The organism is Clostridium sp. M62/1 (assembly GCF_020736365.1).
Taxonomy (GTDB): domain Bacteria; phylum Bacillota; class Clostridia; order Lachnospirales; family Lachnospiraceae; genus Otoolea; species Otoolea saccharolyticum_A.
Genome location: NZ_CP085988.1, coordinates 2,463,364 through 2,477,053, shown reverse-complemented (window position 1 = coordinate 2,477,053; position 13,690 = coordinate 2,463,364). Strand labels below are relative to the sequence as shown.

Genomic DNA, 13,690 nt, shown 5'->3' with positions numbered 1-13,690 from the left:
TATGGATGAAGAAAATCCGGAATTTTAATCTTTCGTATGTTTCGCGTGACGCCGCTCAGTATGATGCAAGGCTCCTGGATGAAAACGATGTTGTGGCGGCACGGTACCGCATGTATGATGGGTATGAAAATAATCCCAATATATGCGCTCTTCCGGAAGAAGAGGATATGCAGGGACTGTACAGAAGCCATGCCGTTCCCCTTCCGGGATATGACAGCCGACTGGTTCCCCAAATGGGGACGGAAGAAAGGCAGAGGATCCTGTTTGGGATCAAGGATGTGAGGCTTCCCCTCCCGTTTCATGCAAGTGTTGAGTCCACGCTCCATAACTGCCTGATCCGCAGCTATGCCAACCGTGAATACAGGCTTGCGGAGACCGGGAAGACTGCAGAGATCGTCCTGGACGGGCATACGGTATCGACGGCCATGTGCTCCCGCCGGAATGACCTGATGAGCACCCCTCCCGCCTTTTCCGTCATCGGGACGGCTGGCTCTGGAAAAACGTCGGCCATCCGGCTGACGCTGCGGAAGTTCCCGAAGGTTATCATTCATGAACTGGATGAGGTTTCCTATATCCAGATTCCAATCGTGCTTCTTACCGCTCCGGCTAACAGCAACCTGAAGGCGCTGTTCATACAGTTCGGCCAGCAGATGGATGACCTCCTGGGCCAGGATTCATATTACAGCGAAATGTTTTCGAAGCAGACAAGCAATGTCGGACGGGCAAGTAATATGATGACGCAGATCATAAAGAAATTTTCCATAGGCATGATTATCATTGACGAGATCCAGCAGATGGACTTCAAGGCAAATTCCGCAAAATCCTTTGAGAACTTTCTGGCCATAACCTCGAACAGCGGGGTTGCCCTGTGCTGTATCGGCACGCCGGACGCCATGGACAAGATCGCCGGGGATCTGAGAATATACCGGCGCATCGCGGGGATCACGGTAAAGGCGGATGAGTACTGCATGGAGAGGGAATATGTGAAGCAGCTGGTGTCCGTACTGTGGCAGTATCAGTTTACGGAGATTCCCGTTCCGTTCTCTGATGGAACGGCGGAGCTGATTGCGGATCTGTCCGGAGGCTCCATTGACGCGATCACCACCATCTGCTTTACCATCCAGAGACACGCCATACTCCGAAACTGCCCGGAAAAGATGGACTGCGAGTATCTGAGGGGGCTGCTTACCACCAGGGAACTGGAAAAGATGGGCGCCATGATCCGTGTGTCCAGGGACAAAAACCTGAAAGGACGTCTGGATTACCGCACTTCCATCCGGGGAGAGGGAGAAAACAGCGAATATCAAAAGAAGGAAGCGGAGTTAAAGGGCATGCTGAATGCAAAATCCTATGGCCGGGTTGCGGACATGGCGGCAGTTCGAAGCAGCATTATGAACGTATTTGACATTTACAGTGAGGCGATGATCAGCGCGGCATACGAAGAGGCGGAAAAAGAAGAGGGCTTTGCGGAGCTGCCGGTATCGGATAAAACAAAGGCCGTGATGGGTGTTTTGAAAAAAATGAGGATCCCAGGCCGGAAGAAGAGGGCCGGAAAGAAAGAGGAAAAGAGTCCCGGACCGGTCTTAAGCGATGAGGAACTGATGGAAGACATGAAGAAAGCGGCGGGAGGAATCTAAATGCTGTCTTATTGTGAAAAGCCATATGAAGGGGAACTGCTTTACGGGTTTGCGCTGCGCATGTACCGGCATAATGAGGAACCGGAATCTTTTCGGCGGTTTGCTTTCCGCAACTTTGGCATCGGGTACGGCACGGGAAGGGGCACCAAAATCCCATACGATTATGTCACGGACGCGGAACGGGCAGCGGCCGAAAACATAAGGCTCCGTTCCTTTCCGGATATACGCCGTCTGGTGTTTGAAATGCTGCCGACGGGGACCATCCTTCCGTTCATGCGTTTTTCCCATCAGGCCAGGTATATGGAAGCCGTCCTGCACGGCGCCCATAATTTCATCCGGCCCGTGAGGACGACAAGAAGCCTTCCCTATCTCAAGCTCTGTCCGGACTGCATGAGGGAGGATATAAAACGGTATGGGGAAGCTTATTACCATGCGGAACACCATATACCCGGAATGAAGATCTGCCCGAAACATTTATGTCCCCTGAAAATGGTTCGCACGGAGAGGGCGGCGGATTTATGGGAACAGGCAGATGTTTTCCGCACCGACGGGGAGGAGGCCGTGGAGGAGATGAGGACGGAAATTCTCCGCAGCGGATTCCTGGCGGGGCTTTACCGGGAACCGGCCTATACCGATTTCACGGAGATTATCCGAAGCGTCCAGAATAAAATCCAAAAAGAAGGCCTTGCGGTGTCGGAGGCATATGAACGGATCAGGGAACGGTACGGCATGCAGTGTGCTTTTAACGGCATGGATCGGTTTGAATTGTTTCTCCAGAGGCAGGTAAAGGATGGGGAGTGTCTGCTCCAGGCCGCCGAAACATATCTTACGGTCCGGGAAATGGGCGCGGACACTGCGGGACAGGAGCGGGCGCTGCGGACGGAGCTGCAGGGGAGATTTGAACTCCTTTCCGATTTTGGGGTGATCGTAAAGCTGAAATGCGGCTGCGGCCGTGAATTTTACACGCATCCCTACGCTTTGCTCATGGGACTTGGCTGTCCGAGCTGCGATGAAAAGCTGTCTCCGGAAGAACTTGCCAACCGTATGCTCTCCAGACTGGGAGACGGAAAATACCATACGGATTATGTCCCCGAAAAGATCAAGGCGTGCAGGGTTATCCATGATACCTGCGGAGCTTACAGGGATGATTTTTATGACATCGTGTTTGGGGAGAAACGCTGCAAATGTGAAGTGGTGCTCAGTCTGGACGAATATCAGGACCTGATTGATAAGAAACGCCGGGAGTTTTTGGCGGAATCCTTCGTGGAAGATCCTTCCGGGAGAAAGATACGGATCAGGCATAAAAAATGCGGCGGGGTTTTTGACGTAAAGCCGGTGTACTTCCTTCCCAATCTCACCTGCCGTATCTGCAGCCCGCGATACGTGCCGTCCTTATCCGTTGACCAGGCCATGGAGGCGCTTACCGGGAAGGAGTACATCAGGATATCGCCCTACGGGGGATACCGGGACAAGATGCTGGTACGCCATGCGTCCTGCGGCACCTGGTTTGCGATAACGCCGGACGGTTTCCGGGAGGGATACCGCTGTCCGCTCTGTACTCCGGTGAATTGGCCGAGGGAATATGTGGAGCAGGCGGTACGTGACTGCACGGACGGCCTGTACAATGTGGAGGAAATCCAAAGAGACCGGGTAACGGTCCGGTGTGCGGACGGTACCGTATTCCATAAATCCAGAAGCTTTATTATCCAGGAATTGATCCGGCCCACACCGTCCGCCGTATTCCGCTTTCGGTCATCCAGGCCGGAAACGCTGATCAACGACCGGTTTGCGGTGTTTGACCGGGCCAGGGAGACATGTGAAAGGGAAGGGCACTGGATCGCGGAGGATCTTCCCGGAATCAGTCATGGAGCAAGAAGGAGTATCTGCCGGTGGCTCAATGACAACGGTTATCTGAAAAGAGTGGAAAAGGGGGTATATGCCCTGGGAGAAAGGGCGTATCCCCCGGAGAACAATAAAAAGTAACATCTGCTTCCGGGTCTCCTGAGAGGGAGGCCCCTTTTTGTGCGGTAATTGCAGGCAGACGGACCATAATATAGGAAACAAAATTTATGGGAGGGAAGCCTATGCTGCTGCCGCGTGTATTAAAAATCCAGGATGATGAACTGCTCTACGGATGGTATGAGCGCATCCTGCAGGAAAACCGGATCGAGGGAAATAAAGGCGAGGAAACACGCTTTTTCCGGACGTTTTTCAACCCCAGGGAGGATGCGGAAATCAGGGGAACGATTCGATACGACTATATACTGAATCTGGAGCGGCTCTGCAGCCTGCACGCTCTTCACAGGAAGTTCCCAAGCGTGGAGGAGTTTCTTCGGTTCCATACGGATTATTACGCCATGCTGCCGCTGCGGACGTTTGGGGAGCAGGTAAAACTGGCGGAGTTCATTTTGCGGCCCCGCACGGACAGGAAGACCTGTATTCCCGCATGTCAGACAGAGATTATAGACCTGCACGCAAGGGAGGGAAGCTGGTACCTTCGTGTGGAGGATCAGCTGCCGGGGGTCCGTGTCCATAACGGAAAGCCGTTGGTTCGGTGTCGGGTAATGGAAGGCAGGATCGTCGGGGAAGAGCCGTTAAGGCTGAAGGCCGGTATGGAGGCTGAGGAACGTCTCAGCCGCTTTGTGAAGGAAATGTATCGGAAGCCGGCGGCAGGAATCAGCCTTGCTCAGACCAAGGAAGCCGTCCGCAGGCAGCTTGTAAAGAAAGGCTTCCGCCCGGAATATCCTTATGGAGGCCTGATATCCGGGCTGGCGGATGCGGGCTTTGCCCCGTTCTTTCGGTCGGATGACATTGCCGTCCGGATTCGGAAGCTGATGGGGCAGGACAGTATTGTAATGGAAGAAATGCTGGCATTGCTGGCTTTTCTGTTTGAGGAGTATGAGGAATTTTATGAAGCGGTTCTTAAATTTCGGGATTCCGGCCTTCCCCTCCTGGAGCCCTATGGGGTGTTGGAAAATTTTGATCCGATTTTGAAGGTGCGCTGTCCGAAATGCGGGAACAAGTTCTACATACACAAATACGGCCCGGAGATCGGCGTGGGCTGCCCGGAATGTGACCAGAGCCTGACGGATGACGCCATTGCAGAGCGCTATCTGTCACATCTGGGAGACGGAAATTATGAAATGCTGGAGCCATTCCAGGGCTTTGGAAAGCAGACCAAAATTCTCCATAAGACCTGCGGCAGTGTCAGGAACATCAATTTTTCCGACATGATCTGGGGAAGACGGGCATGCACCTGCGAGGCCGGCGTGGACTTGGAGGAAATACAGCGGCGGATCGATCCGACAAAAACAAGGTTCCGACTGCTGGAATATAACGGGGCAAAAGGTGAGGGCCAGCTCATCCGGGTTCAGTGCCTGTCGTGCGGTGGGGAATTTATGATTCACTTGAAAGGTTTCCTGGACCATCCTTTCTGCCGTATCTGTAACAGCGACAACCGTTACCGGGATACATTTGAGGAAAAAATAAGGATCCTGGGAAATGGGGAATATGACCTGATTGTTCCTTATGTGAACGAGAAAACAAAGGTAAAGATTCGGCATCACCGCTGCGGAACCGATACGGAGCTTTATCCGCCTAATTTTCTTGCCGGTCAGAGATGTATCCTTTGCACGCCCGCGATCCGAAGTCGGAGTGAGTACAGCGTCCGCTCCAATGTTTACGTGGCCGTAAAAAGGGCCTGCGAGATCAACGGAGGAATCTGCTTCATTGAAGACATTCGAGAGGGTCTGGACATGAAATCAGATAATTTAAACTCGGTCATGAATGGGCTGATAAAAAACGGGTATCTCAGAAAGCTGTCCTGGAATACCTATTCCCTGGAGGAATATACAGCGGACGAGATTGCGTACCGAAAATATATCAAGAGAAATGGGAATGTGGAGGGCGTGTATGCTTACGAGTCGGCGGCTTATCATGCAGGGATCATTGAAGAACAGCCGGAGATGGAATATATATTTACAAACATGGTGCAGTCGGAGGATTCGGTCAGGGTAAAGATTGCAGATCGGACTTTCCGGGTCAGAAAATCTAAGTTCCCAGTGACTCAGGAGAATCAGAAGATACATACCGCATTGAACCTGCTGATGTATGCGGCGGAAAACCCGGAGAAGGTGGAGGCCGTGCAGGAGTGGATGGAAGAGAATGGGATGACGAGGCAGAGCCTTCAGTTGTTTGTGAAGGCGTATCCTTTGGGGGCAGCGAAGGGGATGGAGATGGTGTTTGGGTAGAGAAGGTGTGAGGGGCAGCAGGGAGGCTGCCTCTATATATTTGCAAATTGTCATTGTAATTGTTGAGAAATATAAAGTATAATACAGTCAGAGTAATATTACTGGATAGCGAGGATTTGTGAATATGGATATAGATTTGGATTTAGAGCAACAAAAAAAGAAATGGATGTCACGTTTTGCTATTTTGAATAACCGTGGACTTGTTTTTAACGCACTTAAAGGTAAGTCTATTGATAATCTCCTAGATCCATATAAAAAACTATTTAAGCTGTTGCCGGTCTTTGAGACTGAGAATATTGAATATTATCGTGCGAGAACGGTGAACTTTGAGAAAGATGTGAATACAGGAAAAGGTATTATAGAGATAAATGGACATTTAGTGGGAGCATTTAATGAAAAAGAATCTGGAAAGGCTCCTGCTGCCATTTGTAAAGCTGGGCGTTTGAATGATGCTGGAGAATCCGTGTTTTATATAGCCGAAGATTTGAAAACTGTAATTGCGGAAATGAAACCTATAAGTGGAAGTTATATTTCCGTAGGAAAATTTAGTCAAAAGAAAGAGTTTAAAATATTTGATTTTGCAACATGGCTAAGAACAAATATAAATGATGATTTCATCATAGAACAATTCAAACGATATAATGAGGATGAGGAATTAGATGCGGAGACGCTTTTTCGTGGCGCAGAATTATATTTGACTATGCCTGACTATACAGAACAAGATTATAAAGTATCTCATGTTATAGCAAAAGCGTTAAAAGAACTGCCAATAGACGGTGTGAAATATATGTCATATTTTACACATAAAAACAATATAGCTATTTGGAAGTGCGATGATATAGATTATGAATTCGAAGGAAGTAGATTATTTTATATTGATGAGCAATATAATATCGTGGGAAATGATGACAAGATAACATATGAAAAACTAAAATAAAACGAGGTGATAAAATGAGTAAGCAATGTAAATGTCCTATGTGTAATTCGAATGCTTTGAAAGATACAGATATGTCGGTTCCATCGACATTCTATACATGCCCTGTCTGTGGAAGAATAGAACTGCAGTTGCCTCTGGACATTAATATTGATGAGATTCCGTTTAATAGGAATCATTTGGCAGCATTTCTTGTTTATAATGGTTATAAAAATGAACTGGCATTTTATACAAACAGATCAAAAGAATGGGTTGATAAAGTAAAAGAGGAATTTCACAAGGGAAATAGAGAACACGGATTACCAATATATCTTGATAATGAAACTGTAGAAAATTGGTATCCAAAGACATTTGCTGAAAAGATAGATCGGATCCTTCTTTATTTTGGTAATCATATTAAACATATAGGAGAATGTCTTACATTAAAGAAAGAAGAACTTTACAGTGTTCTTTTTGTGGACAGATTTGATTATGATCAATTTGGTAGGCCTATAGAAAGAAGCAATGATGCATTAAAAAATCAAGTAGGCTTTATGTTAAACTACCTTAAGGATCAATCATATATAAAAAGTCTGACATCTACAAATTGGTGGAATGATTCGGGTGACAAAATAAATTTGCAGATTTTACCTGAATGCTATGCAAGAATTGATATACTACAAAAGAACAATACTCATGGAAAAGATGTTTTAGTAGCTATGAAATTTGGCGATGACACCAAAGTGTTAAGAGAAGCTATTAGGAAAGGTGTAAAAAATGCAGGGTATCATGCTGTATTGATCGATGAGGTTGAACATAATGAGTTTATTACACCTGAATTGTTAAAATATATTAAGGACAGTAAATTTGTAGTAGTGGATCTTACCCATCAAAATAATGGGGCATATTTTGAAGAAGGATATGCCATGGGACTTGGAAAACCAGTCATTCAACTCTGCAAATCGACTACAAAACTGCATTTTGATATTGCTCAGAAGAATACTATTATGTGGGAAACTGAAGAAGATATTCCTGAAAGACTTGAAAAACGTATAAAGGCCACTATAGATTAAAAATTTCTAAAAGTCGATGCACAGCAGAATGACATTGCGAATATGATTCGGGCTTTAAAGATCAGAGGTTGGACAAGGCCCCATTAACTATACTTGGAGAGGGATTATGAATCAATTGATTGACTTAGAGTTTTACAACCACATCAAAGAAATCCTGGCGACCGCTCGCAATAGGGTATATCATACAGCCAATTCTGCGATGGTCAAGGCGTACTGGGAGATTGGAAAAAGTATTATTGAGAAGCAGGGCGGTGAAACAAAGGCAGAATATGGAACAAAGTTATTAAGAGAATTATCGAAACAGATGACGGCCGACTTTGGAAGAGGGTTTACGGTAACCAATCTTAGTTATATGAGGCAGTTTTATTTGACCTTTCCAAATTATCACGCACTGCGTGATGAATTGAGTTGGACACATTATCGCTTGCTTATAAAAGTAGAAAATGAAAAAGCTCGACAATTTTATCTGGAAGAATGTGTAAAATCAGCTTGGAGTACAAGGCAGCTGGAGCGTCAGATCAACAGCTTTTTCTATGAACGCCTGCTGTCCAGTCAGGATAAAAAAGGGGTAGCTGCAGAAATCAATAAGCTGGAGCCGGGTAAAAAGCCGGAAGATATTATCCGCGACCCTTATGTCCTGGAGTTTCTGGGACTGGAACAGAATGCCAGTTTCTATGAAAGTGAATTGGAACAGGCGCTTATTGATCATTTGCAGAAATTCCTTCTGGAATTGGGAAGAGGTTTTTCCTTTGTGGCCAGACAAAAGCGATTTACCTTCGATGGAGAGCATTTTTTCATTGACCTCGTGTTTTACAATTACATTTTAAAATGCTTTGTCTTGATTGATCTTAAAACGGGAAAATTGACGCATCAGGATCTAGGACAAATGCAGATGTATGTAAACTATTATACGAGAGAGATGATGAATGAGGGGGATAATCTTCCCATTGGGATTGTCCTTTGTGCGGATAAAAGTGAATCGGTAGTGCGTTATACGCTGCCAGAAGACAATCATCAGGTTTTTACTTCCAAATATAAGCTTTACCTGCCGTCAGAGGAAGAACTGCGCCAGGAACTGCAGCGGGAATATCATGTGTTGGATGATGTTATGCAGAATGAAACAGGAGACAAGTGAAGCCAAGCGAAAGTAGCTCAGGATTCTATAATTCGGATAAATGTAAAAAATTTGCCCTTGCCAGTTTCCTATATTTCGGATATAAATGTAAAAAACAAAATGACAAATTGGAAAGCCATAATTCGTTTCTTAATGTAAAAAACAGTACTAAAACAGGGGTAATATGATTCTGATATAAATGTCAAAAAACAGGATGTTGATTGACATTTATAAGGGAATTTAAGACATTTAAAGGGAATGATGCGAGTCGGAAAGCTGAATTTTTTTACATTTATATTGGAACTACTGATTTTTGAAGGCCTTATAAAATAAGGATTCCCGGAGGAAAATGTACATTTGTAAAGAAATTATGAGAGTCTGGTTCTGACCGTATGTGCAGGCTGAGATGTTTTATATAGGACTATGGTCGGGAAAAGATACCGGATCTGGTGAATTACCGCAAGGAACGGGAACTGTCAGTTATAAGAGAAACAGGAACAGACGGTATACCCAGAAGCAGAAAGAAGTTCAGAGATATGCGAAAATCACCTAAAGACGGGGGATTATGAAACATCCGAAAAAACAAGTAGCAATGAGCACGCAGGTAAAGATAATATATGCATGGCTGCTTATTATGTTTGTGATATGTGGCATTGGCGTATGGATTTTTACTATTAATTTTCTTTTAGGATTTATTATAGTTGTATGTGTTGCTATTAGTTTACTTTTTTGGCTTATCTATGTTGTTAAAAACTGGAGATGCCCTTATTGTGGTCATGATATGCCAGGATTGCATTATTGTAAATACTGTGGTAAAAGCTTAAATGAAGAAAAAACGGAGTAATGGAAACACATTCCTTGATGTAGCTGGTTATATAGGGATATAATGGGCTATATTTATTTGACCTTTCCAAATTATCACGCACTGCGTGATGAATTGAGTTGGACACATTATCGCTTGCTTATAACGTCTGCTGTCCAGCCAGGATAAGAAAGGGGTAGCAGCAGAAATCCAAAGATTGTGTCAATAGTTTTTCGCAAAATTAAAATCTTGCCGTTTGGCAGCCGGTAGTCAGCCGGCTATGATATCAGACAGCTGATCCTCTTCTGGATTGAAAAGATGATCCATATTCATGTAACGTCTGGCTCCCCAGCTTGTTGCTGCTACATGACGCAGTCTGGCACATACGAGCATCAAGGCGCTCTGCCCGTCAGGAAAAGCGCCGATCGCTTTTGTACGGCGTTTAATCTCACGGTTGAGACGCTCAATCGCGTTATTGGTCCGGAGCCGGGTCCAATGCTGCGTAGGAAAATCCATATAGGTCAAGGTTTCCTCGATTCCGTCCTCCACCTTTTTGGCAGCTTTGGCAAGCTTCATAGACCGGAGTTTTTCCGATACCTGGAGCGCTTTTTCACGAGCAGCATCCTTGCTCTCCTGTGCATGGATCGCCTTGAGCATAAGCGCTACCGTTTTCATCTTGTTACGGGGCGTAACAGAAAATATATTTCTGTAAAAATGAACTGTACAACGCTGATATCTGGCATCCGGAAAGACTTCTGGAATCGTTTCAAGCATGCCGAGGTTCTTGTCGCCAATGATCAATCGAACACCAGTAAGCCCGCGTTCCTTCAGCCATACGAAGAAAGAACGCCAGCTTTCACGATCTTCCTTCATCCCTTCAGCGGCACCAAGGATCTCCCGGCAGCCATCCTGGCTGACGCCAATGGCAACAAGAACAGAAACATTCTGGATTTCGCCGCCCCAGCTGCGTTTCAGGTAAACGCCATCTACGTAAACATAAGGATAGCTTCCAGAAAGCGGACGGGTACGCCAGGTTTCGATATGTTCATAAGCCTTTTTGTTCAGGTTACTGATGGTTCCAGGAGATACTTTTGTTCCCCATAAAGCCTCGGTGATATCCTCAACGCGGCGTACAGAAACACCGGCCAGATACATCTCAATCAGAGCTTCTTCCACGGAAGATTCTCTGCGGCGATATCTTTCAATAATGGCCGTCTCGAAAGGAATGCCCTTGAGTTTTGGAACTTTCAGCTCCACTTCGCCTGCAGCTGTATGGAGATTCCGTTTATAATGGCCGGAACGATATCCCTGGCGATCAGAAGAACGCTCATACTTTTCAGCGTTAACTAATTCGTCGGCTTCCTTATCAAGCAGGGCATTTAAAGTCTCCTCAACACTGCTGCGGACAAGATCCTTTAAATCGTGCTTTATTAAATCCTCATTTAGCTGTATAATCTTATCAGACATGGTTTTATAGCCTCCTTTGATAGATTTGGTTGTGGTGACTTAATTTTACCAAACGGCTATAGACCATGTCTATTTTTATGAAATTAATTTTGCGAAATTAGTTATACGTCATCAATCCAAAAGCTGGAATCTGGTAAAAAGCCGGAAGATATTATCCGTGACCCTTATGTTCTGGAATTCCTGGGCCTGGAATAGAATGCCAGTTCCTATGAAAGCGAATTAGAACAGGCGCTTATTGATCATTTGCAGAAATTCCTTTTGGAATTGGGAAGAGGTTTTTCCTTTGTGTCCAGGCAAAAGCGATTTACATTTGATGGGGAGCACTTCTTCATTGAATTTGTATTTTACAATTACATTTTAAAATGCTTTGTCTTGATTGACCTTAAAACTGGAAAATTGACGCAGCAGGATTTGGCAGACGTATGTAAATTATTATCGAGAGAGATGATGAATGAGGGTGATAATCTTCCTATTGGAATTGTCCTTTGCGCAGATAAAAGTGAATCAATAGTGCGCTTTACACTGCCAGAGGATAATCGCCAGATTTTTACTTCCAAATATAAACTTTACCTGCCATCAGAGGAAGAACTGCAGCGGGAATATCATGTATTAGATGATGTTATCCAGAATAAAGCAGAAAACAAGCAAAGCTAAGCGAAAATAGCCTATGACTCTATAATTCGGATAAATGTAAAAAATTTACCTTTACCAGTTTCCTATATTTCGGATATAAATGTAAAAAAAATAAACTGGCAAATTGGAAAGCTATAATTTGTTTCTTAATGTAAAAAACAGCACCAAAACAGGGATAATATGATTCCGATATAAATGTCGAAAAAAAGGAGCGTTGATTGACATTTAATTCTGAAACATATTTTTGGATGGATGCCGGCTTGTTCCACGGAGACTTTTGTGGAATTAGTCGGCTTTTTGATGACGTATAATTAATTTCGCAAAATTAATTTCATAAAAATAGACATGGTCTATAGCCGTTTGGTAAAATTAAGTCACCACAACCAAATCTATCAAAGGAGGCTATAAAACCATGTCTGATAAGATTATACAGCTAAATGAGGATTTAATAAAGCACGATTTAAAGGATCTTGTCCGCAGCAGTGTTGAGGAGACTTTAAATGCCCTGCTTGATAAGGAAGCCGACGAATTAGTTAACGCTGAAAAGTATGAGCGTTCTTCTGATCGCCAGGGATATCGTTCCGGCCATTATAAACGGAATCTCCATACAGCTGCAGGCGAAGTGGAGCTGAAAGTTCCAAAACTCAAGGGCATTCCTTTCGAGACGGCCATTATTGAAAGATATCGCCGCAGAGAATCTTCCGTGGAAGAAGCTCTGATTGAGATGTATCTGGCCGGTGTTTCTGTACGCCGCGTTGAGGATATCACCGAGGCTTTATGGGGAACAAAAGTATCTCCTGGAACCATCAGTAACCTGAACAAAAAGGCTTATGAACATATCGAAACCTGGCGTACCCGTCCGCTTTCTGGAAGCTATCCTTATGTTTACGTAGATGGCGTTTACCTGAAACGCAGCTGGGGCGGCGAAATCCAGAATGTTTCTGTTCTTGTTGCCATTGGCGTCAGCCAGGATGGCTGCCGGGAGATCCTTGGTGCCGCTGAAGGGATGAAGGAAGATCGTGAAAGCTGGCGTTCTTTCTTCGTATGGCTGAAGGAACGCGGGCTTACTGGTGTTCGATTGATCATTGGCGACAAGAACCTCGGCATGCTTGAAACGATTCCAGAAGTCTTTCCGGATGCCAGATATCAGCGTTGTACAGTTCATTTTTACAGAAATATATTTTCTGTTACGCCCCGTAACAAGATGAAAACGGTAGCGCTTATGCTCAAGGCGATCCATGCACAGGAGAGCAAGGATGCTGCTCGTGAAAAAGCGCTCCAGGTATCGGAAAAACTCCGGTCTATGAAGCTTGCCAAAGCTGCCAAAAAGGTGGAGGACGGAATCGAGGAAACCTTGACCTATATGGATTTTCCTACGCAGCATTGGACCCGGCTCCGGACCAATAACGCGATTGAGCGTCTCAACCGTGAGATTAAACGCCGTACAAAAGCGATCGGCGCTTTTCCTGACGGGCAGAGCGCCTTGATGCTCGTATGTGCCAGACTGCGTCATGTAGCAGCAACAAGCTGGGGAGCCAGACGTTACATGAATATGGATCATCTTTTCAATCCAGAAGAGGATCAGCTGTCTGATATCATAGCCGGCTGACTACCGGCTGCCAAACGGCAAGATTTTAATTTTGCGAAAAACTATTGACACAATCGGCTTTTTATATGGGTATTTAGATGACAGTAATTAAACTGCTGATTCAATATAAATGTGGATTTGAGAGGTATAAAAGAAAAGATAAAAAAGACACCATGTCTATTTACCTGCGTACTGAAGCAGAGATACGGAGCT

Annotated in this window: 9 protein-coding genes and 1 pseudogene; 9 read left to right on the top strand and 1 reads right to left on the bottom strand. The window is 45.1% G+C overall.

Translation table 11 applies throughout. From position 1 onward, the window contains the following. Window positions 1-5: 5 nt before the first annotated feature. From LK436_RS11585 to LK436_RS11555, 7 genes are all read left to right on the top strand, one after another. Window positions 6-1,637 (top strand): ATP-binding protein, encoded by a 1,632-nt coding sequence (locus LK436_RS11585; RefSeq protein WP_008395867.1) that lies wholly within the window; start codon window positions 6-8, stop codon window positions 1,635-1,637. Next, the gene (locus LK436_RS11580; RefSeq protein WP_008395866.1) at window positions 1,638-3,620 is read left to right on the top strand and encodes a TniQ family protein; all 1,983 of its coding nucleotides are present in this window, start codon (window positions 1,638-1,640) and stop codon (window positions 3,618-3,620) included. 101 nt (window positions 3,621-3,721) lie between these two features. After that, on the top strand, window positions 3,722-5,887 hold the full coding sequence (locus tag LK436_RS11575; protein WP_044930649.1) for a hypothetical protein: 2,166 nt from the start codon (window positions 3,722-3,724) through the stop codon (window positions 5,885-5,887). A gap of 124 nt (window positions 5,888-6,011) precedes the next feature. After that, on the top strand, window positions 6,012-6,824 hold the full coding sequence (locus LK436_RS11570) for an RES family NAD+ phosphorylase (RefSeq protein WP_008395862.1): 813 nt from the start codon (window positions 6,012-6,014) through the stop codon (window positions 6,822-6,824). Window positions 6,825-6,838: 14 nt separating this feature from the next. Further along, on the top strand, window positions 6,839-7,873 hold the full coding sequence (locus tag LK436_RS11565) for a hypothetical protein (RefSeq protein ID WP_147594778.1): 1,035 nt from the start codon (window positions 6,839-6,841) through the stop codon (window positions 7,871-7,873). 106 nt (window positions 7,874-7,979) lie between these two features. Next, a complete protein-coding gene (locus tag LK436_RS11560) occupies window positions 7,980-9,008 on the top strand; it encodes a PDDEXK nuclease domain-containing protein (protein ID WP_008395858.1) in 1,029 nt (342 codons plus the stop codon). Window positions 9,009-9,552: 544 nt separating this feature from the next. Next, the gene (locus tag LK436_RS11555) at window positions 9,553-9,831 is read left to right on the top strand and encodes a hypothetical protein (protein ID WP_147594777.1); all 279 of its coding nucleotides are present in this window, start codon (window positions 9,553-9,555) and stop codon (window positions 9,829-9,831) included. Between the two features lie 228 nt (window positions 9,832-10,059). Here LK436_RS11555 and LK436_RS11550 read toward each other — a convergent pair whose 3' ends face one another. Then, on the bottom strand, window positions 10,060-11,256 hold the full coding sequence (locus LK436_RS11550; RefSeq protein WP_008399502.1) for an IS256 family transposase: 1,197 nt from the start codon (window positions 11,254-11,256) through the stop codon (window positions 10,060-10,062). Window positions 11,257-11,472: 216 nt separating this feature from the next. Here LK436_RS11550 and LK436_RS11545 point away from each other — a divergent pair. After that, window positions 11,473-11,910: pseudogene (locus LK436_RS11545) on the top strand (PDDEXK nuclease domain-containing protein); the annotation flags it as partial. A 391-nt stretch (window positions 11,911-12,301) separates the two neighbouring features. Then, the gene (locus LK436_RS11540) at window positions 12,302-13,498 is read left to right on the top strand and encodes an IS256 family transposase (RefSeq protein WP_008399502.1); all 1,197 of its coding nucleotides are present in this window, start codon (window positions 12,302-12,304) and stop codon (window positions 13,496-13,498) included. Window positions 13,499-13,690 lie beyond the last annotated feature (192 nt).